21 protein-coding genes and 3 pseudogenes are annotated in these 26,032 nt (G+C 69.5%); 15 read left to right on the forward strand and 9 right to left on the reverse strand.

Features of this window, described 5'->3' with window-relative positions; genetic code table 11:
• Nucleotides 1–48 precede the first annotated feature (48 nt).
• A complete protein-coding gene (locus HDC93_RS02590) occupies nucleotides 49–492 on the reverse strand; it encodes an SRPBCC family protein (protein ID WP_185006700.1) in 444 nt (147 codons plus the stop codon).
• Nucleotides 493–661: 169 nt separating this feature from the next.
• On the opposite strand from HDC93_RS02590, the gene HDC93_RS02595 reads away from it, so the two are divergent.
• The 4 genes from HDC93_RS02595 (at nucleotide 662) to HDC93_RS02610 (ending at nucleotide 4,500) form a co-directional block, all read left to right on the forward strand.
• Nucleotides 662–1,702, forward strand: coding sequence for an Rv2578c family radical SAM protein (locus tag HDC93_RS02595; protein WP_185006702.1), 1,041 nt, complete (start codon nucleotides 662–664; stop codon nucleotides 1,700–1,702).
• A 184-nt stretch (nucleotides 1,703–1,886) separates the two neighbouring features.
• The gene (locus HDC93_RS02600; RefSeq protein WP_185006704.1) at nucleotides 1,887–3,482 is read left to right on the forward strand and encodes an alpha/beta hydrolase; all 1,596 of its coding nucleotides are present in this window, start codon (nucleotides 1,887–1,889) and stop codon (nucleotides 3,480–3,482) included.
• A 56-nt stretch (nucleotides 3,483–3,538) separates the two neighbouring features.
• On the forward strand, nucleotides 3,539–3,976 hold the full coding sequence (locus HDC93_RS02605) for a RidA family protein (protein WP_185006706.1): 438 nt from the start codon (nucleotides 3,539–3,541) through the stop codon (nucleotides 3,974–3,976).
• Nucleotides 3,977–3,996: 20 nt separating this feature from the next.
• Nucleotides 3,997–4,500: a GNAT family N-acetyltransferase gene (locus tag HDC93_RS02610; protein WP_260419353.1), complete on the forward strand. Its 504-nt coding sequence runs from the start codon at nucleotides 3,997–3,999 to the stop codon at nucleotides 4,498–4,500.
• 67 nt (nucleotides 4,501–4,567) lie between these two features.
• Here the strand turns inward: HDC93_RS02610 and HDC93_RS02615 are convergent, their stop codons facing one another.
• Nucleotides 4,568–5,143, reverse strand: coding sequence for an adenylosuccinate lyase (locus HDC93_RS02615; protein WP_185006711.1), 576 nt, complete (start codon nucleotides 5,141–5,143; stop codon nucleotides 4,568–4,570).
• 396 nt (nucleotides 5,144–5,539) lie between these two features.
• On the opposite strand from HDC93_RS02615, the gene HDC93_RS02620 reads away from it, so the two are divergent.
• The 9 genes from HDC93_RS02620 to pssA all read left to right on the forward strand — a co-directional run bounded on the left by HDC93_RS02620 (nucleotide 5,540) and on the right by pssA (nucleotide 16,634).
• Nucleotides 5,540–7,345: a 3-hydroxyacyl-CoA dehydrogenase family protein gene (locus HDC93_RS02620; protein ID WP_185006713.1), complete on the forward strand. Its 1,806-nt coding sequence runs from the start codon at nucleotides 5,540–5,542 to the stop codon at nucleotides 7,343–7,345.
• Between the two features lie 142 nt (nucleotides 7,346–7,487).
• Nucleotides 7,488–8,315: a TetR family transcriptional regulator gene (locus HDC93_RS02625; RefSeq protein WP_185006715.1), complete on the forward strand. Its 828-nt coding sequence runs from the start codon at nucleotides 7,488–7,490 to the stop codon at nucleotides 8,313–8,315.
• 382 nt (nucleotides 8,316–8,697) lie between these two features.
• Nucleotides 8,698–10,041 carry a crotonyl-CoA carboxylase/reductase gene (gene ccrA / locus HDC93_RS02630; protein WP_185006717.1) on the forward strand — a complete coding sequence of 448 codons (1,344 nt, stop codon included), beginning with the start codon at nucleotides 8,698–8,700 and terminating at the stop codon, nucleotides 10,039–10,041.
• A 122-nt stretch (nucleotides 10,042–10,163) separates the two neighbouring features.
• A complete protein-coding gene (locus HDC93_RS02635) occupies nucleotides 10,164–12,230 on the forward strand; it encodes a protein meaA (RefSeq protein WP_260419384.1) in 2,067 nt (688 codons plus the stop codon).
• Entirely contained in the window at nucleotides 12,227–13,240 is a 1,014-nt protein-coding gene (locus HDC93_RS02640; protein WP_260419354.1) for a CoA ester lyase, read from the forward strand. The genes HDC93_RS02635 and HDC93_RS02640 overlap by 4 nt, the downstream gene beginning before the upstream one ends.
• A 5-nt stretch (nucleotides 13,241–13,245) precedes the next feature.
• Nucleotides 13,246–13,758 carry a MaoC family dehydratase gene (locus HDC93_RS02645; RefSeq protein ID WP_185006721.1) on the forward strand — a complete coding sequence of 171 codons (513 nt, stop codon included), beginning with the start codon at nucleotides 13,246–13,248 and terminating at the stop codon, nucleotides 13,756–13,758.
• Between the two features lie 2 nt (nucleotides 13,759–13,760).
• Nucleotides 13,761–14,966 (forward strand): acyl-CoA dehydrogenase family protein, encoded by a 1,206-nt coding sequence (locus tag HDC93_RS02650; RefSeq protein WP_185006723.1) that lies wholly within the window; start codon nucleotides 13,761–13,763, stop codon nucleotides 14,964–14,966.
• 170 nt (nucleotides 14,967–15,136) lie between these two features.
• A complete protein-coding gene (locus HDC93_RS02655) occupies nucleotides 15,137–15,793 on the forward strand; it encodes a phosphatidylserine decarboxylase (RefSeq protein ID WP_030843916.1) in 657 nt (218 codons plus the stop codon).
• A gap of 58 nt (nucleotides 15,794–15,851) precedes the next feature.
• Nucleotides 15,852–16,634 (forward strand): CDP-diacylglycerol--serine O-phosphatidyltransferase, encoded by a 783-nt coding sequence (gene pssA, locus HDC93_RS02660; RefSeq protein ID WP_185006959.1) that lies wholly within the window; start codon nucleotides 15,852–15,854, stop codon nucleotides 16,632–16,634.
• An 80-nt stretch (nucleotides 16,635–16,714) separates the two neighbouring features.
• Here the strand turns inward: pssA and HDC93_RS02665 are convergent, their stop codons facing one another.
• Nucleotides 16,715–17,833, reverse strand: coding sequence for a glycerate kinase (locus HDC93_RS02665; RefSeq protein ID WP_185006961.1), 1,119 nt, complete (start codon nucleotides 17,831–17,833; stop codon nucleotides 16,715–16,717).
• A gap of 213 nt (nucleotides 17,834–18,046) precedes the next feature.
• On the opposite strand from HDC93_RS02665, the pseudogene HDC93_RS02670 reads away from it, so the two are divergent.
• Nucleotides 18,047–18,211: pseudogene (locus HDC93_RS02670) on the forward strand (ATP-binding protein); the annotation flags it as partial.
• Between the two features lie 67 nt (nucleotides 18,212–18,278).
• On the opposite strand, the gene HDC93_RS38065 reads toward HDC93_RS02670, so the two are convergent.
• The 6 genes and pseudogenes from HDC93_RS38065 to HDC93_RS02695 all read right to left on the reverse strand — a co-directional run bounded on the left by HDC93_RS38065 (nucleotide 18,279) and on the right by HDC93_RS02695 (nucleotide 25,170).
• Nucleotides 18,279–18,791: an RICIN domain-containing protein gene (locus HDC93_RS38065; protein ID WP_398983615.1), complete on the reverse strand. Its 513-nt coding sequence runs from the start codon at nucleotides 18,789–18,791 to the stop codon at nucleotides 18,279–18,281.
• Nucleotides 18,768–20,369, reverse strand: a pseudogene (locus HDC93_RS02675) (glycoside hydrolase 43 family protein); the annotation flags it as partial. The gene HDC93_RS38065 and the pseudogene HDC93_RS02675, both read right to left, overlap by 24 nt.
• Before the next feature lie 65 nt (nucleotides 20,370–20,434).
• Nucleotides 20,435–20,575 (reverse strand): annotated as a pseudogene (locus HDC93_RS02680) (IS701 family transposase); the annotation flags it as partial.
• Nucleotides 20,576–20,615: 40 nt separating this feature from the next.
• Nucleotides 20,616–21,722 (reverse strand): ricin-type beta-trefoil lectin domain protein, encoded by a 1,107-nt coding sequence (locus HDC93_RS02685; protein ID WP_185006727.1) that lies wholly within the window; start codon nucleotides 21,720–21,722, stop codon nucleotides 20,616–20,618.
• Between the two features lie 364 nt (nucleotides 21,723–22,086).
• Complete coding sequence (locus tag HDC93_RS02690; protein ID WP_221516118.1) at nucleotides 22,087–23,556, reverse strand: non-reducing end alpha-L-arabinofuranosidase family hydrolase; 1,470 nt, start codon at nucleotides 23,554–23,556, stop codon at nucleotides 22,087–22,089.
• Nucleotides 23,557–23,745: 189 nt separating this feature from the next.
• Nucleotides 23,746–25,170: a non-reducing end alpha-L-arabinofuranosidase family hydrolase gene (locus HDC93_RS02695; RefSeq protein WP_185006730.1), complete on the reverse strand. Its 1,425-nt coding sequence runs from the start codon at nucleotides 25,168–25,170 to the stop codon at nucleotides 23,746–23,748.
• Nucleotides 25,171–25,532: 362 nt separating this feature from the next.
• On the opposite strand from HDC93_RS02695, the gene HDC93_RS02700 reads away from it, so the two are divergent.
• Entirely contained in the window at nucleotides 25,533–26,027 is a 495-nt protein-coding gene (locus HDC93_RS02700) for an NUDIX hydrolase (RefSeq protein WP_185006732.1), read from the forward strand.
• Nucleotides 26,028–26,032: the final 5 nt, after the last annotated feature.

Raw genomic sequence — 26,032 nt, forward strand, 5'->3', positions numbered from 1 at the left:
ACCGGTGAGGGAAGCAACAGCCCCTGAGACTTTGAGTCTTGGGGCGGGCTACTTCTCGACCTCGGCGGCGAGCTTGGCGAGCATCGCGTCGTAGATCCGGCCGAGGCCCTTGGGCGCGAAGGTCTTCTCGAAGAAGCCGCCGATGCCGCCGGCGCCGGTCCAGGTGGTGGTGACGACGACCCGGGACTTGCCCTCGCCCGCCGAAGTGACCCGCCAGGTGGTGACCATGGAGGAGTTGCGGTCCTTCTCGACCAGCTCGCCGTCGGTGGGCTCGCTCACCTCCAGGAGGCAGTCGCGCACGCGCTTGCTGGTGGCCTGCAGTTTCCAGTGGACGAGGGAGCCCTCGCCGTCACCGCCCTCCCGGACCTCGTACTCGCTGAACTGCTCGGGCAGCAGCTTCGCGCGCGTGCCGCTGTAGTCGGCGAGGGCGTCGAACACCGTCTCCGCGTCCGCCGCGACGATCCGCTCCGTAGTGGCCTCGACCTGCGCCATCGCTTTCCTCCAGGACTGGTTGCTCGGGGGTCGGGGCAAGCCAACCACCCCGCTGCCCGGCCCCCCAAATCGGGGTGGCGCAACCCGGTCGAACACGTTCGGAAAACACCCTCGCACAATCAAGGGAACATGTGTTCTATTCTGTGGTCAGTGCTACCGAGGAGGCGTCATGCGCTGGGAGAACCTCACACCGGACTCCGAACACAGCCGGGCCGATGCCGCGCTGTTCGGCGCGGACGCGGTCACGACCCGCACGTTCGACACCCCGGAGTTCCGCGGGATCACCTTCCACGAGGTCCGGGCCCGTTCGATCATCAACCGGGTGCCGGCGGTCTCACGGATGTCGTTCCAGTGGACGGTCAATCCCTATCGGGGCTGCTCGCACGCGTGCGTGTACTGCTTCGCGCGCAAGACGCACAGCTATCTGGACCTCGACACGGGCCTCGGCTTCGACAGCCAGATCGTCGTCAAGACCAACGCGCCGGAGCTGCTGCGCCGGCAGCTCGGCTCGCGCCGCTGGCAGGGCGAGCACATCGCGATGGGCACCAACGTCGACTGCTACCAGCGCGCCGAGGGCCGCTACCGCCTGATGCCGGGCATCATCGCGGCGCTGCGCGACCACGCGAACCCCTTCTCGATCCTGACCAAGGGCACGCTCATCCTGCGCGACCTGGACCTGATCACACAGGCGGCGCAGGTGACCGACGTCGGCATCTCCGTGTCGGTCGGCTTCACCGAGCAGGAGCTCTGGCGCACCGTCGAGCCCGGCACGCCCGCGCCGGAGCGACGCCTGGAGGTCGTGCGCACCCTGGCCGAACACGGCATCGGCTGCGGGGTGCTGATGGCGCCGGTGATCCCGTTCCTGAGCGACACGCCCGCCCAACTCCGCGCCACCGTACGGGCGATCGCGGCGTCCGGCGCCACGTCCGTGACGCCGCTGGTGCTGCATCTGCGGCCCGGCGCCCGCGAGTGGTTCATGGCCTGGCTGGAGCAGCACCACCCGTACCTGGTGGCCCGTTACGAGCGGTTGTACGCGGAGGGCTCCTACGCCCCGAAGTGGTACCAGCGGCACATCACCCGTCAGGTGCACGAGCTGGCCGAGGAGTACGGCATCGGGCCCACGCGCGCGGGGATGCCTCGGCGGATCCGGCCCGCCGAGGCGGCCGAGGAGCCGCCGGTGACGGGACCGACCCAACTCTCGCTCCTCTAAAAGGCTTCGCGCTCCTCCAGGAGCATGCGAGACCTGCGCCCCCACGGCGGGCATTCGAGCGCATCTGAGATCCAATCGGGTCATGAGCTTTACCGAATGAGTTCTTCCAGGACCGGTTTCCGGGACGATGCGGCGAGGACGGCGACCCTCGCGGTCCTGCATCCCGCCGTCCTGGGAGGACTCCGTGAGAAAACGGGCAGCCGCGCTGTGCGGTGCCGCCGTCGTCATGGCCGGGACCTTCACGGCCGTTCCCGCCGAGGCCGGCGCACCCAGCACCGCGACCACCACCACGCAGACCGCGAAGCTCACCTGGAAGAGCTGCGCCACCAAGAAGTACCCGACGCTGCAGTGCGCGTCCCTGAAAGTGCCGCTCGACCACCGCAGGCCGCACGGGGAGAAGATCACCCTCGCCCTGTCCCGCGTCCCGCACACCGCCCGGGCCTACCAGGGCCCGCTGCTGGTCAACCCCGGCGGCCCCGGCGGCAGCGGCCTGACGCTCGCCGGGTTCGTCGCGCGCTCGCTGCCCGCGAAGGTCGCGGCCCGCTACGACGTCATCGGCTTCGACCCGCGCGGCGTCGGAGCGAGCAAGCCCGCCCTGGACTGCCGGCCGGGCCACTTCGACCCGGTCCGCCCGAACTCCCTGCCGACGACACCCGCGATCGAGAAGGCCAACCTCGCCCGCGCCGAATCCTTCGCCGCCGCCTGCGGCAGGAAGTACGCGCACCTGCTGCCGTACATCGACACCGTCGGCGCCGTCCGCGACATGGACGCGATCCGGCAGGCGCTGGGCGCGAAGAAGATCAACTACTTCGGCTACTCGTACGGCACCTACCTCGGCGCGGTCTACGCCAAGCTGTTCCCCGAGCGGGTGCGGCGCCTGGTCCTGGACTCCGTCGTCGACCCGACGGACGTCTGGTACGAGGCCAACCTCAACCAGGACGTGGCCTTCAACGACCGCCACCGCGCCTTCCTGGCCTGGGTCGCCGAGTACGACACCACGTACGGGCTGGGCACCGATCCGGAGAAGATCGAGGCCACGTGGTACGCGATGCGCGCGGCCCTCGCCAAGAAGCCGGCCGGCGGCACGGTGGGCGCCTCGGAGCTGGAGGACACCTTCATCCCGGGCGGCTACTACAACGGCTACTGGCCGATCCTCGCGGAGGCGTTCGCGGCGTACGTCCACGACAAGGACCCCGAGCCGCTGGTCGAGGCGTACGAGGACTTCGGCGCGGTCGACTCCTCCGGTGACAACGGCTACAGCGTCTACACCTCGGTGCAGTGCCGGGACGCCGACTGGCCGCGCGACTGGCGGCGGTGGCGTGAGGACAACTGGGCGGTGCACGAGAAGGCGCCGTTCATGACCTGGAACAACGCCTGGTACAACGCGCCGTGCGCGTTCTGGCCGACGGACTCGCTGCGCCCGGTGAACGTGGCCAACGGCAAGCTGCCGCCGGTCCTGCTGTTCCAGGCGACCGACGACGCGGCCACGCCGTACGCGGGCGGTGTCACCGTGCATCGCCTGCTGGCCCGTTCCAGCCTGGTGGTCGAGCAGGGCGGCGGCAACCACGGCATCACCCTGAGCGGCAACGCCTGCCTGGACGAACACCTGGCGGCGTATCTGACGGACGGCACCGTGCCGCGCGGGTACGGCGAGGCGGACGCGGTGTGCGAGGCGCTGCCCGATCCGAAGCCCGCGGCGGCGGGGACGGGGTCGGCGAAGGCGGTGTCGGCCCCGTCGAACGGCTCGGCGCTGCACGGCCTGCTCGGCTTCCGGCACTGAGCGGCTGACCAGACGCCGGGGCGGGGAGTGTCAGTCCCGTGGTCCACCATGAACCCATGAGTGAGCTGACGAGAACCCCCGCCCCCGAGGGCGTCGCCGCCGCGGCCCAGTACAGCCTCCCCCAAGCTCTCGGCTTCGCTCGAGCAGGGGGTACCCCCACCGTCCTTTGCACCGGCCGTTTCGTGGCGATCGCCGGTCAGCTCGCATTCGACGGGCGCGGGCGGCTGGTCGGCGAGGGCGATCCGGCGGCGCAGGCGCGCCAGGTCTTCGAGAACCTCCGGCGCTGTCCGGTGGCCGTCGGCGCGACCTTCGACGACGTCGTCGAACTCACCTGCTTCGTCACGGACATGGTCCATTTGCCGGCCGTCCGCGCGGCGCGCGGCGAACACATATCCGACGACCGGCTGCCCGCCGCTTCGGCGGTGCAGGTCGCCGCGCCGGTCCGGCCCGAGTGCCTGATCGAGGTCGAGGCGTTCGCGGTGGTCGCGCCATGAGGAGCCCGCGGATACGGGAGATGACGCCCGCCGACTGCGAGGGCGTCGCGGAGGTCCGTGTCGGCGGCTGGCGCAGCGCCTACCGTGGCCTGATGCCGCAGTCCTACCTGGACCGGCTCAGCGTCGAGGAGGACGCCGAGTGGCGTCGTGCGCACCTCGCGCAGGGCGACGGCAGTGTGGTGAACCTGGTCGCCGAGGACACCGGTGGCGAGATCGTCGGCTGGGCGTGCCACGGCCCGTACCGGGACGGGGAAGTCCGCACCGAGGACGCCGAGTTGTACGCCATCTACGTGCACCCGGATCAGGTGGGGCGGGGCGTGGGGCGGGCGCTGCTCGCGGAGTCGGTCGCACGCTGTTCCGCCGCGGGCCACGGCCGTCTCCTGCTGTGGGTGCTCAAGGAGAACGACCGGGCCCGCCTCTTCTACGAACGGGCCGGCTTCCGGGCGGACGGCGCCGAGGAGCCCTTCGAGGTGGACGGGGTCGCGGTCCCCGAGGTGCGGTACACCAGGCCCCTCGCCCGCTGACGTCGCGGTACGGCGGGCCCCTCCCCCCGCTGACGTTCCGGTACGGCGGGCCCCTCCCGCGCTGTCGTCACCTCTGCTTCGGGATCCGCCCCAGCGCCCGCACCGCCGCCTCGGCCAGCGTCGGATGCGCGAGCGCCTCGTTCAGGACGGGTCTGGCCCGGGCGTCGCCCAGCGCCCCGAGTCCGTCCACGCAGGCCAGCGCCACGCGGCGGTACGGGTCGTGCGGGCGCAGCCGCCGCTGGAGCGTGGTGATCAGCGCGGGCACCGCTTCCGGGGCACGCAGTTCGACAAGGAGCCGCACCGGGTGCAGGGCGTAGGCGACGCGCAGTTCGTTGGTGGCGAGGGCGGCGGCCGCGCGGGCGGTGCGCGAATCCCCCAGCCGGGCCAGGGCATGGGCGGCGGAGGCGCAGCGCGAGGGGTCACGGTGGTTGAGCAGCAGCACCAGGGCCTCGAAGGCCCGCGGGTCCCGCGCGAGCCCCAGCCGGAACGCGGCCAGCTCCCTCGCCCACAGGTGCTGACCGGGTTCGGTCAGCACCGCCGCCAGGGCGTCGAGGTCGTCGGTCGCCACGAGCCGCTCGAACGCGGGCGGCGCCCCCGACTCCTGCCGTAAGCGCTCCGTGAGTGATCGCAACTCTTCGTCCATGACTCAGAGGTTAGGGGCGGGTCGAGCTGCGCGGGACGTACATCACAAACCCGGGGGCTGGCGCGCTCGTTACCCGCCGGTTAAGCTCAGACGAGCGAGTTACCCACTCGCAGTTCCTCGCGGCGGTCTGGTGACGCGGCTGCCGCGGGAGCAGTCGGTTCGGTGCCTCAGGTACCGCAGTACGGCTCGGCCCCGGGACAGGGCCGGTCGGAACCGCCGTTTCTTCCGGGCGTGTGCACGCCCGGGGCGCGGCACCGGGCGTGTGCGCTTCGCAGCCCGGCCAACACCCGCACTTCACCACGCACCCGGTGCGCCCGTGGTCCGGTCCCTTGCCGGACCGACTCCGGCGCACCCGGAGTGCGTTCCCCGTCGTCACCCTCATCCTGGAGTCCCGCGATGGCCACTCCCCTGTCCGACCCGTCCCGATCCCCGCTGCAGACCATCGCCGTCGTCGGCCTCGGCACGATGGGCACCGGCATCGCCGAGGTCCTCGCCAAGGCCGGCCGCACGGTCGTCGGCATCGACATCAGCGAGACCCAGGCCGCGAAGTGCGTCGCCGCCCTGGAGGCCTCCACCGCCCGCGGCGTCGAGCGCGGCCGGCTGACCGAGCAGGAGCGCGCCGAGATCCTCGGCCGTGTCCGCACCTCCGCCGACCTGCGCACCGCGGCCGACGCGGACCTGGTCATCGAGGTGGCCCCGGAGTCGTACGAGATCAAGCACCAGATCTTCCGGGAGCTGGACGGGATCGTGCGCCCGGAGACGATCCTGGCGACCGGAACCAACGCCCTGTCCGTGACCCGGCTGGCCGCCGACTCCTCCCGTCCGGAGCGAGTGCTGGGCCTGCACTTCTTCAACCCCGCGCCGGCCATGAAGCTGGTCGAGGTGGTCTCCTCGGTGCTGACCGCGCCGGCGGCCGTCACCGCGGTCACCGACCTCGCGCTCGACCTGGGCAAGGAGCCCGTCGCGGTCGGCGACCGGCCCGGTTTCGTCGCGGACGGCCTGCTGTTCGGCTACCTCAATCAGGCCGCCGCGATGTACGAGGCGAAGTACGCCTCCCGCGAGGACATCGACGCCGCGATGCGACTGGGCTGCGGACTGCCCATGGGCCCGCTGGCGCTGCTCGACCTGATCGGCGTCGACACCGCGCGCACGGTCCTGGAGGCCATGTACACCTCCTCCCGCGACCGGCTGCACGCCCCCGCGCCGATCCTCAAGCAGCTGAGCGAGGCGGGTCTGACCGGCCGCAAGGCGGGGCGCGGCTTCTACACCTACGAGGCGCCGGGCAGCCCGGTCGTCGTGCGGGACGCGCTGACCCCGCTGGAGGGCGGCGACCTGGTTCCCGGCCGGGAGATCCGCTCGGTCGGTGTCGCGGGCTCGGGCACCATGGCCTCCGGTATCGCCGAGGTGTTCGCCAAGGGCGGGTACGAGGTGGTCGTCGCCGCCCGCAGCGCGGAGAAGGCGCAGAACGCGAAGGCCCGGATCGGCAAGTCCCTGGCCCGCTCGGTCGACAAGGGCCGGATGACCGCGGAGGCGGCCGCGGAGACCCTGGACCGCATCACCGCCACGGGCACCTACGACGACTTCGCCGGCGTCGACCTGGCCGTGGAGGCGGTCGCCGAGGACCTGGAGGTCAAGCGGCAGCTGTTCGCGGCCCTGGACAAGGTCTGCAAGCCGGGCGCGATCCTGGCCACCACGACCTCGTCGCTGCCGGTCGTCGCCTGCGCCCGGGCCACCTCGCGCCCGCAGGACGTGATCGGCATGCACTTCTTCAACCCGGCGCCGGCCATGAAGCTGGTCGAGGTCGTCCGTACGGTGCTGACCGCCGACGACGTCCACGCGACGGTCCGCGAGGTGTGCGGCCGGATCAGGAAGCACGCGGTCGACTGCGGTGACCGGGCCGGTTTCATCGTGAACGCGCTGCTGTTCCCGTACCTGAACAACGCGATCAAGATGGTCGAGGAGCACTACGCCTCGCTCGACGACATCGACGCCGCGATGAAGCTGGGTGGCGGTTACCCGATGGGCCCGTTCGAGCTGCTGGACGTCGTCGGGCTGGACGTCTCGCTCGCCATCGAGAAGGTCCTGCACCGCGAGTTCCGCGACCCGGGGCTCGCTCCGGCGCCGCTGCTGGAGCACCTGGTGGCCGCGGGCTGCCTCGGCCGCAAGACCGGCCGTGGCTTCCGCGAATATGCCAAGCGCTGAGCGTCCCGGCGACTGGTTCCGGTCCGGCGCGGAGTGGGGCGGCCTGCTCGGCCCGGACCGGTTCCACCCGGCCGGCCGGGCCGCCCCCGGCCCGCCCTTTGGCGGCGGGGGAGAACCGGGCCACGCGCGGCGAGCTGCGCACATGCAGTACGTTCAGGGCATGCCCCAGCCCGCCAAGTCCTCTCGTACACCCGCCACGGCCGACGCGCCGGAGAGTGCCGCCGGCTCTCGCGCCGCCGCCCAGCGGCTCAAGATGCGCCGGGAACTGGCGGCCGCCGCGATGGAGCTGTTCGCGACCAAGGGGTACGAGGCGACCACCGTCGACGAGATCGCGGCCCAGGCCGGGGTCGCCCGCCGCACGTTCTTCCGCCACTTCCGCTCCAAGGAAGAGGCGATCTTCCCCGACCACGACGACACCCTGATCCGCGCCGAGGCGGTGCTCAACGCCGCGCCGGCGCACGAGCATCCGCTCGACACGGTGTGCCGCGGCATCAAGGAAGTCATGCGGATGTACGCGGCCCGGCCGGAGATCTCCGTCGCCCGCTACAAGCTGACGCGCGAGGTGCCCACCCTGCGCGAGGCGGAGATCGCCTCGGTGGCACGCTACGAGCGCCTCTTCACCCGCTATCTCCTCGGCCATTTCGACGAGCGCGCGCACGCCGACGACGCCAACGACGACCCGCTGCTGGCGGAGGTCGCCGCGTCCGCGGTCGTCACGGCCCACAACCACGTCCTGCGGCGCTGGCTGCGCGCGGGCGGCCAGGGGGACGTGGAGGCGCAGCTGGACCACGCCTTCGCGATCGTGCGCAAGACCTTCGGCTCGGGCATCGGGGCCGGCCGCTCGACGGAGCCGCAGCCGGCCGTGGCCACGGCTTCCACGCAGGGCGAGGTGCTGGTGACCGTCGCCCGCACCGACGCACCGCTCGACGAGGTCATGCGGACGATCGAGCAGGCCCTCAAGGAGCGCTGAGCGCCCCTTCCGCCCGTGTGATGACGGCCACCCCTCGGGGTGGCCGTTTTGGCATGTCAGGGGCCGTTTTGCAGGCCCCTGAAGAGCCCGTTCGATCGATCATCGCTCATGTGTTACGCAAAGATTTCATCTGAGATCAAGTTCTGGCACTCAGTGCCTTGCGGGGTGACACGCGGTGTCATACGTTGAAGAGGTCCGAGCGACGTCCCGGCAAGCTCACCCGCTTGCCCGCCCGGGCGCCTGCGTCACAGGCAACCTCCCGCGCCAACCAGCGCTGCCGATCAGCACCACCGCCGAACCGACGGCACACCCTCAACCTCAGCAGCACCGACGTAACCATCGGCGCCCCTCCCTCAGGGCGCTCACCGCCGGAGGCAACACCGTGACCGTTAAGGACATCCTGGCCGCGATCCAGTCGCCCGACTCCACGTCGGAGGACTTCGCCGCCCTCCAGATCCCCGAGTCGTACCGCGCGATCACCGTGCACAAGGACGAGACGGAGATGTTCGCCGGACTCGCCACGCGCGACAAGGACCCCCGCAAGTCGATCCACCTGGACGAGGTTCCGGTGCCCGAGCTCGGCCCGGGCGAGGCGCTGGTGGCCGTCATGGCCTCCTCGGTCAACTACAACTCCGTGTGGACGTCGATCTTCGAGCCGCTGTCCACCTTCGGCTTCCTGGAGCGCTACGGCCGCACCAACGAGCTGGCCAAGCGCCACGACCTGCCGTACCACATCATCGGCTCCGACCTCGCGGGCGTCGTCCTGCGCACCGGCCCGGGCGTCAACGCCTGGCGGCCCGGTGACGAGGTCGTCGCGCACTGTCTGTCCGTCGAGCTGGAGTCCAGCGACGGCCACAACGACACGATGCTCGACCCCGAGCAGCGCATCTGGGGCTTCGAGACCAACTTCGGAGGCCTCGCCGAGATCGCCCTGGTCAAGTCCAACCAGCTGATGCCCAAGCCCGACCACCTGTCGTGGGAGGAGGCCGCCGCCCCCGGCCTGGTCAACTCCACCGCCTACCGGCAGCTGGTCTCCCGCAACGGCGCCGGCATGAAGCAGGGCGACAACGTCCTGATCTGGGGCGCGAGCGGCGGACTCGGCAGCTACGCCACCCAGTTCGCGCTGGCCGGCGGCGCCAACCCGATCTGTGTCGTCTCCAGCGAGCAGAAGGCGGAGATCTGCCGCTCGATGGGCGCCGAGGCGATCATCGACCGCAGCGCCGAGGGCTACAAGTTCTGGAAGGACGAGACCACCCAGGACCCGAAGGAGTGGAAGCGCTTCGGCAAGCGCATCCGCGAGTTCACCGGCGGCGAGGACATCGACATCGTCTTCGAGCACCCCGGCCGCGAGACCTTCGGCGCGAGCGTCTACGTCACGCGCAAGGGCGGCACCATCACCACCTGCGCCTCGACCTCGGGCTACATGCACGAGTACGACAACCGCTACCTGTGGATGTCGCTGAAGCGGATCATCGGCTCGCACTTCGCCAACTACCGCGAGGCCTGGGAGGCCAACCGGCTCATCGCGAAGGGCAAGATCCACCCCACCCTGTCGAAGGTGTACTCCCTCGAGGACACCGGCCAGGCCGCGTTCGACGTGCACCGCAACCTCCACCAGGGCAAGGTCGGCGTGCTCTGCATGGCCCCCGAGGAGGGCCTGGGCGTGCGCGACCACGAGAAGCGCGCCAAGCACATCGACGCCATCAACCGCTTCCGCAACATCTGAGACACCCGGGGTCATAGATGACTGAGCGTCAGCCCGCCGAAGGTGTGCGGGAGCCCGTGCCTGCGTCTGAGGGCGCGTCGGAGCCGAAAGAGACGAAGACGAGGGAGCGAAGCGACCGCGGGCTGAGGAACGTCGGCTCCGGCACAGAGCGCCCTCAGACGCAGGCACAAAAGGAAAAGGACCGGCCGTGGCTCATGCGCACGTACGCCGGTCACTCCACGGCCGAGGCGTCCAACGAGCTGTACCGGCGCAACCTCGCCAAGGGCCAGACAGGTCTGTCGGTGGCGTTCGACCTGCCGACGCAGACCGGCTACGACTCCGACCACATCCTCGCCCGCGGCGAGGTCGGCCGGGTCGGCGTGCCGATCGCGCACGTCGGTGACATGCGCCGGCTGTTCCAGGACATCCCCCTGGAGCAGATGAACACCTCGATGACGATCAACGCCACCGCCATGTGGCTGCTGGCGCTCTACCAGGTTGTCGCCGAGGAGCAGGGCGCGGACATCACCAAGCTCCAGGGCACGACCCAGAACGACATCGTCAAGGAGTACCTGTCCCGCGGGACGCACGTCTTCCCGCCGGGGCCGAGCCTCCGCCTGACGACGGACATGATCGCGTACACGGTCTCCCACATCCCGAAGTGGAACCCGATCAACATCTGCAGCTACCACCTGCAGGAGGCGGGCGCCACGCCGGTCCAGGAGATCGCGTACGCGATGTCCACCGCGATCGCCGTCCTCGACGCCGTGCGCGACTCCGGCCAGGTGCCGCAGGAGCGCATGGGCGACGTCGTGGCACGCATCTCGTTCTTCGTGAACGCGGGCGTCCGCTTCGTCGAGGAGATGTGCAAGATGCGGGCGTTCGGCCGCATCTGGGACCGCATCACCCGCGAGCGCTACGGCATCGAGAACGCCAAGCAGCGCCGCTTCCGCTACGGCGTCCAGGTCAACTCCCTGGGCCTGACGGAGGCGCAGCCGGAGAACAACGTCCAGCGGATCGTGCTGGAGATGCTGGCCGTCACCCTCTCCAAGGACGCCCGCGCGCGTGCCGTGCAGCTCCCCGCCTGGAACGAGGCCCTCGGGCTGCCCCGCCCCTGGGACCAGCAGTGGTCGCTGCGCATCCAGCAGGTGCTGGCGTACGAGAGCGACCTGCTGGAGTACGAGGACATCTTCGAGGGCTCGAAGGTGATCGAGGCGAAGGTGGAGCAGCTGGTCGAGGCGTCGTTCGCCGAGATCGACCGCATCCAGGAGATGGGCGGCGCGATGGCGGCCGTCGAGTCCGGCTACCTCAAGTCGCAACTGGTCGCCTCGCACGCCGAGCGCCGCGGGCGGATCGAGTCGGGCCAGGAGAAGATCATCGGTGTGAACGCCTTCGAGGGCACCGAGCCGAACCCGCTGACCGCCGACCTGGACACCGCGATCCAGACGGTGGACCCGGCGGTCGAGGCCCGGGTCATCGCCGGGCTGGAGCAGTGGCGCGACAGCCGCTACCAGCCGCCCTTCAACCACCCGCGGCCGTGCAAGGCCCTGGAGCGGCTGAAGGAGGCCGCGCGCGGCGACGAGAACCTCATGGAGGCCACCCTGGAGTGCGCGCGCGCCGGGGCGACGACCGGCGAGTGGGCCGGGGCCCTGCGCGAGGTGTTCGGCGAGTTCCGGGCGCCCACGGGTGTCTCCTCGGCGCCGGTGGCCGTTCCGGTCGAGGAGGGCAGCGCGCTGGCCGTGGTCCGCCGCAAGGTCGAGCTCACGGCCAAGGACCTGAACGTGGGCAAGCTGCGCTTCCTGGTCGGCAAGCCGGGCCTGGACGGGCACTCCAACGGCGCCGAGCAGATAGCGGTGCGCGCCCGGGACGCCGGCTTCGAGGTGGTCTACCAGGGCATCCGGCTGACGCCGGAGCAGATCGTGGACGCGGCCCTCGCCGAGGACGTGCACGCGGTGGGCCTGTCCATCCTGTCCGGCTCGCACGCCCAACTGGTGCCGGACGTCCTCGAACGGCTGCGTGTGGCCGGTGCCACAGACATCCCCGTGATCGCCGGTGGCATCATCCCGAATGGTGACGCCGAGCAGCTCAGGGCAGCCGGAGTGGCCGCGGTCTTCACCCCGAAGGACTTCGACATCACCGGAATCATCGGCCGCATCGTCGACGAGATCCGGAAAGCGAACAAGCTCGACCCCCTGGAGGTCCCCGCATGACCGCCCACCCGTCTCCCACCGCCGCCCTTCCAGCGAGCGGCTCCGCCGCACACCCTTTTGACCGTCTGCGTCCCCGCCGCTCGTGTCTCGCGGTGCCGGGAAGCAACCCCCGCTTCCTGGAGAAGGCGCAGGGCCTCCCGGCGGACCAGGTCTTCCTGGACCTGGAGGACGCGTGCGCGCCGCTCGCCAAGCCCGAGGCGCGGCACACCATCGTGAAGTTCCTCAACGAGGGCGACTGGACGGGCAAGACGCGGGTCGTGCGCGTCAACGACTGGACGACCGAGTGGACCTACCGCGACGTCGTCACGGTCGTCGAGGGCGCCGGCCAGAACCTCGACTGCATCATGCTGCCCAAGGTGCAGACGGCCCAGCAGGTCGTCGCCCTGGACCTGCTGCTGACGCAGATCGAGAAGACGATGGGTTTCGAGGTCGGCAAGATCGGCATCGAAGCGCAGATCGAGAACGCGCAGGGCCTGAACAACGTCAACGAGATCGCGCAGGCCTCCCCGCGCGTCGAGACCATCATCTTCGGCCCGGCCGACTTCATGGCGTCCATCAACATGAAGTCGCTGGTCGTGGGCGAGCAGCCGCCCGGCTACCCGGCGGACGCCTACCACTACATCCTGATGAAGATCCTGATGGCCGCCCGCGCCAACAACCTCCAGGCGATCGACGGCCCCTACCTGCAGATCCGCAACATCGACGGCTACCGCGAGGTCGCCCAGCGCGCCGCCGCGCTCGGCTTCGACGGCAAGTGGGTGCTGCACCCGGGCCAGGTCGAGGCGTCCAACGAGATCTTCTCGCCGTCGCAGGAGGACTACGACCACGCCGAGCTGATCCTGGACGCGTACGACTACTACACGTCCGAGGCGGGCGGCAAGAAGGGCTCGGCGATGCTCGGCGACGAGATGATCGACGAGGCCAGCCGCAAGATGGCGCTCGTCATCTCCGGCAAGGGCCGCGCGGCGGGCATGCAGCGCACCAGCAAGTTCGAGATTCCGGAGGGCTGAGCGCGATGCAGTTCGGGCGCACCTACGAGGAGTTCGAGGTCGGGGCGACGTACAAGCACTGGCCGGGAAAGACGGTCACCGAGTACGACGACCACCTGTTCTGTCTCCTCACCATGAACCACCACCCGCTCCACATGGACACGAACTATGCGGAGAAGACGACGGACTTCGGCAAGAACGTCGTCGTGGGCAACTACATCTACTCGCTGCTGCTCGGCATGTCCGTGCCGGACATCTCCGGTAAGGCGATCGCCAACCTGGAGATCGAGTCGCTGAAGCACGTGGCGCCGACCTTCCACGGCGACACGGTCTACGGCCAGACCACCGTGCTCGACAAGTGGCCGTCGAAGTCCAAGAACGACCGCGGAATCGTCTACGTCGAGACCCAGGGCTACAAGCAGGACGGCACGCTGGTCTGCGTGTTCCGCCGCAAGGTGATGGTGCCGACCGAGACGTACATCAAGGAGCGCGGCGGCGAGCAGCCCGGCCGCCCCGAGCTCAGGGAGCAGGAGAAGTAGCCATGGCGCGACTCGCCCAGACCGCCGGTCTGACCGACATCCAGCAGGAGATCCTGTCCACCGTCCGGGACTTCGTGGACAAGGAGATCATTCCGGTCGCCACGGAGCTGGAGCACCGCGACGAGTACCCGCAGCAGATCGTCGACGGACTGAAGGAGTTGGGCCTCTTCGGCCTGATGATCCCCGAGGAGTACGGGGGTCTTGGCGAGTCGCTCCTGACCTACGCGCTGTGCGTGGAGGAGATCGCCCGCGGGTGGATGTCGGTGTCCGGCATCATCAACACCCACTTCATCGTGGCGTACATGCTCAAGCAGCACGGCACGCAGGAGCAGAAGGACCACTTCCTGCCGAGGATGGCGGCCGGCGACATCCGGGGCGCGTTCTCGATGTCGGAGCCGGGCCTGGGCTCGGACGTCTCGGCCATCACGTCGAAGGCGGTGAAGGACGGCGAGGAGTACGTCCTGAACGGCCAGAAGATGTGGCTGACGAACGGCGGAACGTCGTCTCTGGTGGCCGTTCTGGTCAGAAGTGACGAAGGTCACCCCGAGGGCACCGCGCCGCACAAGTCGATGACGACCTTCCTCGTCGAGAAGGAGCCCGGCTTCGGCGAGGTGCGCCCCGGCCTCACGATCCCCGGCAAGATCGACAAGATGGGCTACAAGGGGGTCGACACCACCGAGCTCATCATGGATGGCCTGCGGATTCCGGCCGATCGCGTGCTCGGCGGGGTCACCGGCCGCGGTTTCTACCAGATGATGGACGGCGTCGAGGTCGGCCGCGTCAACGTGGCGGCGCGTGGCTGTGGCGTCGCTCAGCGTGCGTTCGAACTGGGCGTCCAGTACGCGCAGCAGCGTCACACCTTCGGCAAGGCGATCGCCCAGCACCAGGCGATCCAGTTCAAGCTGGCCGAGATGGCTACCAAGGTCGAGGCCGCCCATGCGATGATGGTGAACGCAGCACGCAAAAAGGACTCCGGGGAGCGAAACGACCTCGAGGCCGGGATGGCGAAGTACCTCGCCTCCGAGTACTGCAAGGAGGTCGTCGAAGACGCCTTCCGTATCCACGGCGGCTACGGCTTCTCCAAGGAGTACGAGATCGAGCGCCTCTACCGTGAGGCTCCGATGCTGCTCATCGGTGAAGGTACCGCCGAGATCCAGAAAATGATCATCGGCAGGCGGCTGCTCGAAGAGTATCGATTCCAGGGCTAGATGTCCGGATACGGGGTGTTTTCTTGGAGAAGAAGATCACACCCCGTGAACACTCTTCTGCCGCCGACTCGGCAGCCTGGCTTACCCAGTTACGGCTCCGAGCCGCTACGATCGCCGGAAAGCCGCCGTCCCCCGTCAGAGTGCGGCATCATCCGCTACGAAGGTCATCCATGCCCCACAGCCAAACCTCTGCACCACGCGACAGCCGGGCCGGCGTACGCCTCGCGCGCGGAGCATCGCCGTGGCTCCTTCCGACCGTCGCCACCGCAGCCCTCAGTCTGGCCCGGGCCCGGCGCTCCGGCGCCGCCAAGGCCGTCGCCGTTCCCGCCACCGCGCTCGCGGCGGGAATGCTGTGGTTCTTCCGCGACCCCGAGCGCGAGATCACCCAGGGCCGGGTCATCTCGCCCGCCGACGGTGTGGTGCAGAGCATCATGCCGTGGAAGGACGGCCGCACGCGCGTCGCGATTTTCATGAGCCCGCTGAACGTCCATGTCAACCGCGCGCCCCTCGCGGGCACGGTGACGTCGGTCGAGCACGTACCCGGTGGCTTCGTTCCCGCCTTCAACAAGGAGAGCGAGAACAACGAGCGTGTCGTCTGGCACTTCGACACCGAGCTCGGCGACATCGAGATGATCCAGATCGCCGGCGCGGTCGCCCGTCGCATCGTCCCCTACCTGCCCCAGGGCACGAAGGTCGAGCAGGGCGAGCGGATCGGCCTGATCCGCTTCGGCTCGCGTGTCGACCTCTACCTGCCCGAGGGCGTGGAGGTCGCGGTCGAGGTGGGTCAGAAGACCGTGGCTGGGGTGACTCGCATTGACCGTGATTGATCCTGATACCAAGGCCGGCTGGGTCCCGGAGGCCGACGAGGTCGACGAAGAAGAGGAGATGCCTCTCTCTCTTCGTCTGTCGATAGCGGACACGCTGACGCTCGGCAACGCCACGTGCGGCTTCATGGCGGTGTACTTCACCACCACCGGCATCCTGATCCCCGACCTCATGGGCAGCCAGGAGTCCGGCATGGCGCGCAGCAGCGCGGCCACGGCGGTCATCCTGATGCTGTGCGCGGCGGTCTTCGACCTGTTCGACGGCCTGGTGGCGCGCAAGCTGCGCTCCTCCCCCATGGGCGCCGAGCTGGACAACCTCTCCGACCTGATCAGCTTCGGCCTGGCGCCGGCGTACTTCGTCCTCGTCTACGGCATGGTGGCGGAGGGCGCGTACCAGCGGGTCGCGGCGGTCGGGGCGATCGTGGTGCTGCTGGCGGTGGTGCTACGGCTTGCCCGGTTCTCGTGCGTCACGGTCAAGGACGGCACCTTCCAGGGCATGCCGTCGCCGTTCGGCGCACTGACGGTCGTGTCCATCGTGCTGCTGGAGCTGCCCTTCGTGGCGACGCTGCTGGCGATCCTGGGGACGGCGTGGCTGATGGTGAGCCGCGTGGAGTACCCGAAGCCGCGGGGCCGGCTCGCCGTGGCGATGCTGTCGTGGATCGTGCTGGGCATGGGTCTGATGGCCGCCTGGGCCTTCGACGCGCCGAGCGGCCAGCTGCTGCTCCAGACGGGGTGTGCGCTCCAGCTGGTCATGGGCGCGGTGATCCCGCTGTTCGCGACGGCTCGCCGGGTGAACAACTTCCGCGGCAACCGCCGCGAGGCACGGGCGGCGCAGCTGCCGTAGTAGCGGCCGTACCACCAGGAAGAAGGCCCCGAGCCGAGAGCTCGGGGCCTTTTTCGTGCCTGGGACGACCGGCGCGCGGCTCAGGTCAGGAAGTCCCTGGCGATCCGCTCCGCGACCCGCTCCAGGATGGGACCCGCCTCGGCGATGCACTTCGCCACGTCCGGTTCCGCGTCCGTGAGGGGGTAGGCCCGGCGGAAGCCGGCCCGGCCCAGGATCTGGGGCGGCAGTGCGAGGCGGCCGCAGACCGCCACGACGTCCTTGTCCGCGGCACGGGCCGCCGCGGCGACGCCGGCCGGGGCCTTGCCGTGCAGGGTCTGCTCGTCGAGGGAGCCCTCGCCGGTGATGACCAGGTCGGCGCGGTCCAGCGCGGGTGCGAAGCCCAGGACGTCGAGCATCACCTCGATGCCGGGGCGGAACCGGGCGCCCAGCAGCAGGGCGCCGTAGCCGATGCCGCCCGCCGCGCCGGCACCCGGCGACGCCGCGTACTCGGCGGCCTTGGGGCCCGTCGCGCCCTCCAGCACCTTCGCGAAGTGCGCGAGGGCGGTGTCCAGGGCCGCCACGTCGTCGGGCGAGGCGCCCTTCTGCGGACCGTAGACCGCGGGTGCACCCTTCGGGCCGGTCAGCGGGTTGTCGACGTCGCTCGCGAGGACCAGCTCGACCTCGCTGAGGCGCGGGTCCAGTCCCGACAGGTCGGCCGTGGCCAGTTCGGCCAGTCCGCCGCCGCCCGGAGGCACCGGCTCACCCTCGGCGTCCAGGAACCGGGCGCCCAGCGCGGACAGCATCCCGGCGCCGCCGTCGGTGGTGGCGCTGCCGCCGACCCCGAAGACGATCGTGCGGGCGCCCGCGTCCAGCGCGGCCCGCAGCAGCTCGCCGGAGCCGTACGTGGACGCCGTGAGCGGGGCGAAGACCCCGGCGGGCAGCCGTTGCAGCCCGCTCGCCTCGGCCATCTCCACGACCGCGGTGCCCTCGCGCAGCGCGTACGCCGCCGTCACCTCGTCGCCGAGGGGACCGGCGACCCGTACCTCCCGGCGCTCGAATCCGGCCGCGACGGCCGCGGCAACGGTCCCGTCGCCGCCGTCGGCCACGGGCAGCGCCTCGACTTCGAGGCCGGGCAGGACCCGGCGCAGTCCGGCCGTGACCCGCTCGGCGACCTCGACGGCCGTCAGCGACCCCTTGAACTTGTCCGCGGCGACGAGCACCCGCTGTGTCGTCCGGGTGCCGCTCACTGCAGCGTCCGCCACTTGCACTCCCCTTGCTCTCCGGGCCCTCACGCATGTCAAGGCCAGTCGCGCCGCTGCGACCTTAACCGGCGCACGCCCCGGCCGTCAGTATTTGCCCAACCCGCGGACGACGCGCCCCCGGCCGCCGGAGCGGGTAGACGTAACCATGGCCCCCGCGCACACCGGTCGGTCCAGGCCGCCGACCCGGACCGGATCGGCCAACACGGCCTGGAGATCGTCATGGCGGTGTCCCAGACCTTCTGCGTCCACCGAGCGCCCGTGGGCAAGAAGATCACCGCATCCGTCGTACTCGCCGACGACCCCGGCGGGGATGCCGCCGGCCGTCAGGTCATGTGAAGCAGGGTTGTTCATTGTTCTTCGGACCTCGCTGTCGGCCGTGCGGCCTCGGGCGCGAATACCGGTGTCAGCAGGAGCGCGAGCCCACGAAGCCGACGCGGACGAGCTTCCACTGCTGGTTCACGCCGCCCCAGTCCGAGTACTGGACGATGCCGGTCCCGTCGGCGGAGGAGAAGCCCGGTACCTCGACGGCCTTCCCGCTGTTGCGGTTGATCAACCGGACGTATCCGTCCGGTGAGTCCGCCAACCGGAACTGCTGGTTCGCGCCACCGTGGTCGCTCCACTGGTGAATGGCGGCGTTGTCGGCCGTCGACCAGCCGGAGACGTCCAGCACCTTACCGGAGTGCCTCGCCTTCAACCGGTAGTAGCCGTCACCGGAGTCCACGAACTGGAACTGCTGGTTGGTCCCGTCGTACCGGCCCCACTGCGTGACCGCGGCGCCGTCCTCGGAGCTCACGCCCGCCACGTCCAGGGTCTTGCCGCTGTTGCGGTTGACCACGACGTACCAGGCGTTCGTGTCCACAGGGCCCGCTTGCGCCGCCGGCGGGCACGCGCGCAACTCGAAGCGTTCCACCCGCACTTTGCCGCCGAGGGCCTTGGTGGCGTGGTTGAAGACGGCGAAGCGGTAGCCCATGAAGAAGTGAGGTCTCTCGTTCATGGTGAAAGCCGGGCCCAGCCGGGTGAAGGTGGTGCCGTCGGTGCTGTAGGAGAACGTCGCCTGGCGGCCCGGCCCCGGGCTGATGTCGGCGGCGGCGCGCAGCCAGACGCGGCTGCCGGACGCGGGGAGGTCGGCGCGGGCCTGCTCGGTGCCGGTGCTGCTGGTGTTCCAGCTGGTGTCCATGGTCAGGCCGTCGAACATCACCAGCCGGCTGACGCCGTTTAGCCGCGTGACGCCGATCCAGGCGGAGGAGTCCCGCAGCATCGCCAGCCCGGCCCGGTCGCCGTCCGCCATTCCGGAGCAGTCGAGTACCACGGTCGCGGTGGAGGCGGGGCCCTGGATGCGGCGGGTGAGGGTGTTACGGGCGCTGTAGAGGTCGTCGGTGACGGTGGCGGTCCTGAGGGTGAGACCGTTTTTGACGGTGAACGCGCCGGTGTCGGGGTTGTGGTTCCACTCCCAGTGTGGCGCCAGCGCCGTACCCTCGAAAGTGTCGGCGCCGGTCATCGGCGGGAGCGGGTGCGGGGGGAGAGGGTAGGGGTATGTCTCGCCCCACGTGCCGTCGACGGTCTGGAGCTCGGGCCAGCCGGCGGCGTCCCAGGTGACCGGGGCCAGGGCTGGGACACGGCCGCCGGGATAGGCGTCGATGAAGCCCATGTAGTACCAGTCGCCGTTCGGTGTGTCGACCAGCGAGCCCTGGTGCGGTATGCCCCCGCCGGGGATCGGGCCGGGCAGGTTCAACAGCACCTCCCGCATCTCGTACGGACCGAGGGGGCCTGAGGTCGACTTCCAGATGTACTGTCCGTTGGGCGGGCGGGTGACGAAGATATAGAAGTTCCCGTTGATCTTGTAGAAGCGGGAGCCCTCCATCAGGTGCATGTCGTCGGGCTTGGTGAGCACGTGCTCGGACCTGACCTCGGTGCGCATGTCCGGGGAGAGCTGCGCGACGCGGATCTCGTTGGCGCCGTACGCCACGTACGGGGTGCCGTCGTCGTCGAAGAGCAGCCCCGCGTCGTAGTAGATGCTGCCGATCTCGGCGTGCCGGGTCCAGGGGCCCGCCGCGTTGGTGGCCCTGTATACGTACGACCGCTGCCAGCCGATCTGGCCCACCCAGTAGAAGGTCTTGTCGCTGGGGCGGTAGCGCATCGAGGACGCGTAGATGCCCTGGACATACGCCCGTCCGCCCTTGAGGTCGTACGCGTCGCCGAAGTCGAGGACCGGCACCGAGTGGCCGATGAACTCCCAGTTGACCAGGTCGTAGGAGCGCAGGACGGGCGCGCCCGGCGAGAAGTGCATGGTCGAGCCGGTGTAGTAGTACGTGTCGCCGACGCGGATGACCTCGAGGTCGGCGAAGTCCTGCCAGATCACCGGGTTGCTGAACCGCTCCTGCCGGGCCGTCGTGGCCGCCGCCGCGCGCATCGCCGGCAGCGTGGCGCCCGCGACCAGGCCGGCGGTGACCGCCATGACTCTCCGGCGGCTGTGGGGGTGTTGGAGCCAGGACATACGAGATCAACTTCCTCACTGGTAAGGGGACCGAGAGTCGAAAGTCCGATGTATCGGACGTCATTCTTGGATGGCGTGGAGGATCTGGTAGGGGGTGAGTTCGCTGTATCGGCTTTTGGGGTCAGGCGCTGCTCGGTCAGGAACGCGTGGGCGGCGGTGACCAGGGTGATGTGGTGATGCCGGCCGGTCCAGGAGCGGCCCTCGAATCCCGGGACCGGGGCGGGGCTCCGGTCCCGGTAGTGGGGGTCATCCTGCGGTCAGCGTGGTCCACTTCTGGTTGGAGCCGCCGTGGCAGTCCCAGAGGTGGAGTTGTGTGCCGTCGGTGGTGGCGAAGCCGGGATCGTCGAGGCAGCGGCCGGAGGCGGGGTTGCGGTAGCCGCCGTTGTAGGGCTGCCAGATCTGGTTGGAGCCGCCGTGGCAGGCCCAGAGCTGCACCTTGGTGCCGTTGGCCGTGCCGAAGCCGGCGGCGTCGAGGCATTTGCCCATGGAGCGCAGGGTGCCGTCGGTGTAGGCGGACCAGTACTGGTTGATGCTGTCGCCGCAGCTCCAGATCTGGACGGCGGTCCCGTTGGCAGTGCCGAAGCCGCTGACATCCATGCACTTGCCGGCGGTGCCGGACTGCACGTGTGCGGGGGCGGGGGCGGGGTTCCTCAGCCACCCGGCGCTGTCCGCGGACTGGATGCCGCGGTGGAAGGCGTCGGCCATCTTCTGGTAGCCCGCGTCGTTGGGATGCAGGGCGTCGGCAAGGTCGGCCGTGGTCAGGCTGCTCATGTCCACGTATGCGACGTGCTTGCCCGCTGACTGCGCCTCGCTCACGATCTGGGGGATGGCCTGGTTGTACGCGGCACGGTACTGCTCCTCCGAGCCGCTGGTGGACACGACCAGGGAGGCCACGAGGACGGTCGCGTCGGGGACGTCGGCGGTGATCTGGTTGACCAGCGACTTCAGCCGGTCGGCGGCGGTGGAGACCTGATAGCTCCCGGCCAGGTCGTTGGTGCCGATCATCAGCGTCACGACGTTGGGCCGGTAGCGGGTCAGCGAGGCGTCGGCGAGTTCGGCGATCTGGTGGATCCTGTATCCCTGGTGACCTTGGTTGTCGGGGTCGGACATCGAGCCGCCCCGCAACGTGCCGACGAAGTCCAGCGGATGGCCGTCCGCCGCGAGCATGTCCCACAACGGACCCCGGTAGCCGTTACCCGTGCTGCTTCCCACGCCCCAGGTGATGGAGTCGCCCAACGGCATGACCCGCAAGGGCGTGTTCGAGGCGGCGGAGGCAGGTGCCACACCTGCTGCCGTCATCCCGAGCGCGGCCATGACCAGCGTGATGAGGGACAGTATCCAAGGCTTTCTCATGCAGTCGTCCTCTTCTGCGAGTGAGTGCTGAATCTGGCGGGGCTGGTCGCCGTTCGGGTCGGCAACTCGGCTGCCGTGTCGCCCCGTTGGCATCGGCGGGCACATGACCTACTGGCGGAACGGCGTGGTGAGGAACCTGTACGCAGCCGGCTGTCCGCGACCGCTCCCACAGCGGGCGGGCATGCCCGGCCCTCTCGCAGTGAAAGCACTGGCCGGCCACGGGTGGACGTAGTCACGTTGTCGGGTGGGCAGGGCCTGACGGTGTGTCGAGGCATGGTTCAGCCAGGCTCCGGGCCCGGTTCGGTGTGCGTCGTTGCCCGCGGACGTCAGGAACACCGGAGCCGGACCTGTGTCACGCCACCGGCTAGCGCTGCAGTGTCAGCACGCCCGGCCGGTACGGCAGGAGACCGTAGTCCCCGCCGTCGGTGCTGGGGTCGCGCCCCTGGTAGAGGAACTGCAGATTGCAAGGGTCGATGGTCTTGGTCTGGTCGGGGTTGGTGCGAACCAGATCCCCGTGGCTGATGTCCTTGGTCCAGGCCGTCGCGCCGCTGTTGGCACTGCCGGCGAAGGGGTTGGTCACGGTGTCGGCCCCGGCCTGCGGTGTCCACGTGCCGTCGAGGCCGGTGGCCGTGAACGCGCGGAAGTAGCGGCCATACCCCGTGTAGTTCTGGGCCTCGACGATCATGAGGTACTGGTTCTGACCCCGGACCTTGTAGACCTCCGGCGCCTCGAACAGGTTGAGCGGCGTGTCGCTCATGATCTTCGTGAACGAACCGAAGGTGCCCGGGAAGTTGCCGATCGGCATGCTGGCGCGGTAGATGCCGCCCTCATCGTCGGCGAAGAACATGTACATGTTCGTGTCGTCGCCGATGAGAGTCACGTCGAGGGGGCCGCCCTTCGGGAGGGTGCCCGTGAACAGCTCCTGCTGCGCGGACCAGCCGTTGGGGTTGGTGGGGTCGCTCGAAGTGCGGTAGCCGAAGCTGTATGGCCAAGCCCCGTTGTAGGCGAGCACCCAGAGGTTCTTCGGGGCGAAGTAGAACAGCGTCGGCGCGATGCCATCGAAAGGAATCGTGTTCTGGGTGGCGGTGGCCATGTCGGACCAGTTCGTGAAGGGGCTGAAGGTCGTCAATCCCCAGCGCCCATCGTCACCGGCGAGGGTGTTGTGCGTCGTGGCATAGACGACGTGCTTGCCGTTGTGGACGACGCTGGTGAAGTCCTTGAGCGAGGCCCACCCCGCCTTCGGCTCCGCCAGCGGGCCGGTCGATGTCCACCGGTACTTCGACGGCAGCGTGCATGTGCCGGTGCCCGCATCCGCCTGGACGAGTTGCCACTGCTGGTTGGTGCCACCCCCGTCGCTGTACTGCACGACGTCGGCGCCGTCGTCGGTCGCCGCGCTCTGCACCTCGACCGCCTTGTTGCTGTTGCGGTTGATCAGCCGGACGTAGCCGCTGTCGGAGTCGGCCAACCGGAACTGCTGGTTGGCGCCGCCGTGGTCGGTCCACTGGTGGATGGCGGCACCGTCGGCTGTCGACCAGCTGGACACGTCGATCACCTTGCCCGAGTGCCGCGCCTTGATCCGGTAGTAGCCGTCGCCGGAGTCCACGAACCGGAACTGCTGGTTGTTGGCGCTGGTGCGGGTCCACTGGACGACGCTGGCGCCGTCGGCGGTGGAGGAGTTGTAGACGTCGAGGGCCTTGCCGCTGCTGCGGTTCATCAGTACGTACCAGGCGTTCGTGTCCACAGTGGCGGCTTGCGCCGCCGGCGCTCCGATCACGATCAGTAAACCGGCCATGAGGACGGTGACCATGCCGATCACCGTTGTTCGACTGCCCATTTCACCATCTTTCTCATTCGTCGGCCCGAGTGGGCTCAGCGCTGGACGCGCCCGAAATCGTGGCACCGCTTGGTTGCGGTGGTCAGGATGACTCGACTGTGGAGTGCCGGTGGTATCGCCCACGCGGTGAACAGCTCGTCAACGCGTCGGCGGACCGCACCACGTCGCGATCACCGTGTCCCAGGCGGGTCAGCGCTGCAGGGTGAGCAGGCCCGGCCGGTACGGCAGGCTCGGGTAGTCGGTGCCCGCCGGTATGTCTTTGGGGAGGCCCTGGTAGAGGAACTGCAGGTTGCAGGGATCGATGGCCTTGTTCTGGTCGGGGTTGACGCGGACCAGGTCACCGTGGCTGACGCCCTGGGCCCAGGTGGAACCGCTGTTGGCCTGGCCCGCGAAGGGGCTGCTCTCGCTGCCGGCCTGGACGGTCCACGGACCGTTCAGGCCGGAGGCGGTGAACGAGCGGAAGTAGCGGTTCGAACCCTGCGCCTCAACGATCATGAGGTACTGGTTCTGGCCCTGAACCTTGTAGACCTCCGGTGCCTCGAACAGAAGGTCCTTGTTTGCGTCGCTCATGATCGTCGTGTACGAGGAGCCGAAGTTGCCCGGGAAGTTCCCGATCGGCATGCTCGCCCGATAGATCTTGCCGTTGTCACCGGCGAAGAACAGGTACATGTTCTGGTCGTCGCCGATCATGGTCGGGTCGATCGGGCCGCCGCCGTCACCGGCGGGGAGGCTGCCGGTGAACAGGGGCTGCCTGGCGGACCAGCCGTTGGGGTTGGTGGGGTCGCTGGACGTGCGGTAGTAGAACGGCCACTGACCCCACTGGTCCACCAGCACCCAGACGTTCTTGGGCGCGAAGTAGAACAGTTGGGGCGCCACCCCGGTCTCGTTCATCTGGGTCTGGCCGGCCGTCGCCATGTCCGACCAGTTCGTGAAGGGACTGAACCCCATCGAGCCCCACGACGTTCCGTTGGAGGTGGTCGCGTAGACCAGGTGCTTGCCGTTGTACATGGTGGTGGTGAAGTCCTTCAGCGCGACCTGCCCGTTCGACGGCTGCGCCAGCGGAGCCGACGAGGTCCACCGGTAGGCCGACGGAAGGGCACACGCGTTGCTCGCCCCGGACAGGCCGGTCCACTTCTGGTTGGCGCCGCCGGTGCACGACCAGAGCCGCGCCTCCGTGCCGTTGGCTTTGCCCCAGCCCGAGACCTCCAGGCACAGCCCGGACCGCACGCCGACGATCGTGCCGTCGGGGTTGACCCGCCACTGCTGGTTGTCAGTGCCGGTACACGTCCAGATCTGGACCTGGGTCCCGGCCGTGGTGCCGCCACCCCGGGCATCCAGGCACTTGTTGCCGTACACGGTCAGCTGGCTGCTGTCCGTCAGCGTCCACTGCTGGTTGGTTCCGCCGTGGCAGTCCCAGATCTGCACGTTCGCGCCGTCGGTCTGGCTGACGCCCGACACATCGAGACACTTGCCGGAAGCGACACCGCGCACGGCGCGGGTGGTGGCCGCCTGGGCCGGGCCGGCGACAAGCAGCGCCGCCAACGCGGCCAGGGCCGCGACCACGGCGGCGAGCACCACCGACGGGCGCCTGCGGTTGGAACTACGTCCGCGCATAAGGACCTCGTCATCCTTGAGCAAGCGACTCCGGCCTTCCCCGCCAGGGGCCGCCCGGATCTGTCCGGCATGTCGAACACGGGTCGAAGTATCGATCGAGGGAATGCTAGACATCCCATGAATGACGTCAATACTTCTCACACGATTGGCAACCAGAAACGTTCGCAGGCTGAAACCAGGCGGCTTCAAGTCCCGTGCTTGTACGGGACTTTGACGCCAGGGTCAGGTAGCGGTGCGGGCGCGGGTTTGGACAGGCACCGTTGCAGTACTGCTTGCCGCGGAACGGACGCTGCGGCTGGCGGAGGCGCCGCCGGCCTGACGCACGGGGGGATGCGGCGGGCCCCGGTGGATACCCTGCACCGATGACCACCTCTCCTGACTACGCCGCCTACATCGCCTCCCTGCCCCGCGTCCTGGCCGGCGCCGCCACGCTCTTCCGGGACGGCGAGGGCCGTGTGCTGCTCGTCGAGCCCAACTACCGGGAGGGCTTGGTGCTGCCCGGCGGCACCGTCGAGTCCGACACCGGCGAGACCCCGCGGCAGGGTGCGCGACGCGAGACGGCCGAGGAGATCGGCCTGGACCGGGAACCCGGCCGGCTCCTGGCGGTGGACTGGGTCCACGGCACGGGCCGCCCGCCGCTGGTGGCGTACCTGTACGACGGCGGGGTGCTGAGCGAGAACGAGTTCAAGGCGATCCGCCTCCAGGAGGAGGAGCTGCTGTCCTGGCGCCTGGTCCCGCGCGAGGAGCTGGCCGAGTATCTGCCGGGCACCCTCGGCGGCCGTGTCCTGGCCGCACTGGACGTGCTGGCGGACGGGTCGGGCACGGCGGAGCTGGAGAACGGCCGGCGGGTGTTCTGACCGGT

Source organism: Streptomyces sp. AK010 (assembly GCF_014207295.1).
Lineage (GTDB): Bacteria > Actinomycetota > Actinomycetes > Streptomycetales > Streptomycetaceae > Streptomyces > Streptomyces massasporeus.

Coding starts and splice junctions, on each gene's coding strand:
- HDC93_RS02590 (WP_185006700.1), bottom strand. CDS start 492: ATGGCGCAGGTCGAGGCCACTACGGAGCGGATCGTCGCGGCGGACGCG.
- HDC93_RS02595 (WP_185006702.1), top strand. CDS start 662: ATGCGCTGGGAGAACCTCACACCGGACTCCGAACACAGCCGGGCCGAT.
- HDC93_RS02605 (WP_185006706.1), top strand. CDS start 3,539: ATGAGTGAGCTGACGAGAACCCCCGCCCCCGAGGGCGTCGCCGCCGCG.
- HDC93_RS02610 (WP_260419353.1), top strand. CDS start 3,997: ATGACGCCCGCCGACTGCGAGGGCGTCGCGGAGGTCCGTGTCGGCGGC.
- HDC93_RS02615 (WP_185006711.1), bottom strand. CDS start 5,143: ATGGACGAAGAGTTGCGATCACTCACGGAGCGCTTACGGCAGGAGTCG.
- HDC93_RS02620 (WP_185006713.1), top strand. CDS start 5,540: ATGGCCACTCCCCTGTCCGACCCGTCCCGATCCCCGCTGCAGACCATC.
- HDC93_RS02625 (WP_185006715.1), top strand. CDS start 7,488: ATGCAGTACGTTCAGGGCATGCCCCAGCCCGCCAAGTCCTCTCGTACA.
- HDC93_RS02640 (WP_260419354.1), top strand. CDS start 12,227: ATGACCGCCCACCCGTCTCCCACCGCCGCCCTTCCAGCGAGCGGCTCC.
- HDC93_RS02645 (WP_185006721.1), top strand. CDS start 13,246: ATGCAGTTCGGGCGCACCTACGAGGAGTTCGAGGTCGGGGCGACGTAC.
- HDC93_RS02650 (WP_185006723.1), top strand. CDS start 13,761: ATGGCGCGACTCGCCCAGACCGCCGGTCTGACCGACATCCAGCAGGAG.
- HDC93_RS02655 (WP_030843916.1), top strand. CDS start 15,137: ATGCCCCACAGCCAAACCTCTGCACCACGCGACAGCCGGGCCGGCGTA.
- pssA (WP_185006959.1), top strand. CDS start 15,852: ATGCCTCTCTCTCTTCGTCTGTCGATAGCGGACACGCTGACGCTCGGC.
- HDC93_RS02685 (WP_185006727.1), bottom strand. CDS start 21,722: ATGAGAAAGCCTTGGATACTGTCCCTCATCACGCTGGTCATGGCCGCG.
- HDC93_RS02690 (WP_221516118.1), bottom strand. CDS start 23,556: ATGGGCAGTCGAACAACGGTGATCGGCATGGTCACCGTCCTCATGGCC.
- HDC93_RS02695 (WP_185006730.1), bottom strand. CDS start 25,170: ATGCGCGGACGTAGTTCCAACCGCAGGCGCCCGTCGGTGGTGCTCGCC.
- HDC93_RS02700 (WP_185006732.1), top strand. CDS start 25,533: ATGACCACCTCTCCTGACTACGCCGCCTACATCGCCTCCCTGCCCCGC.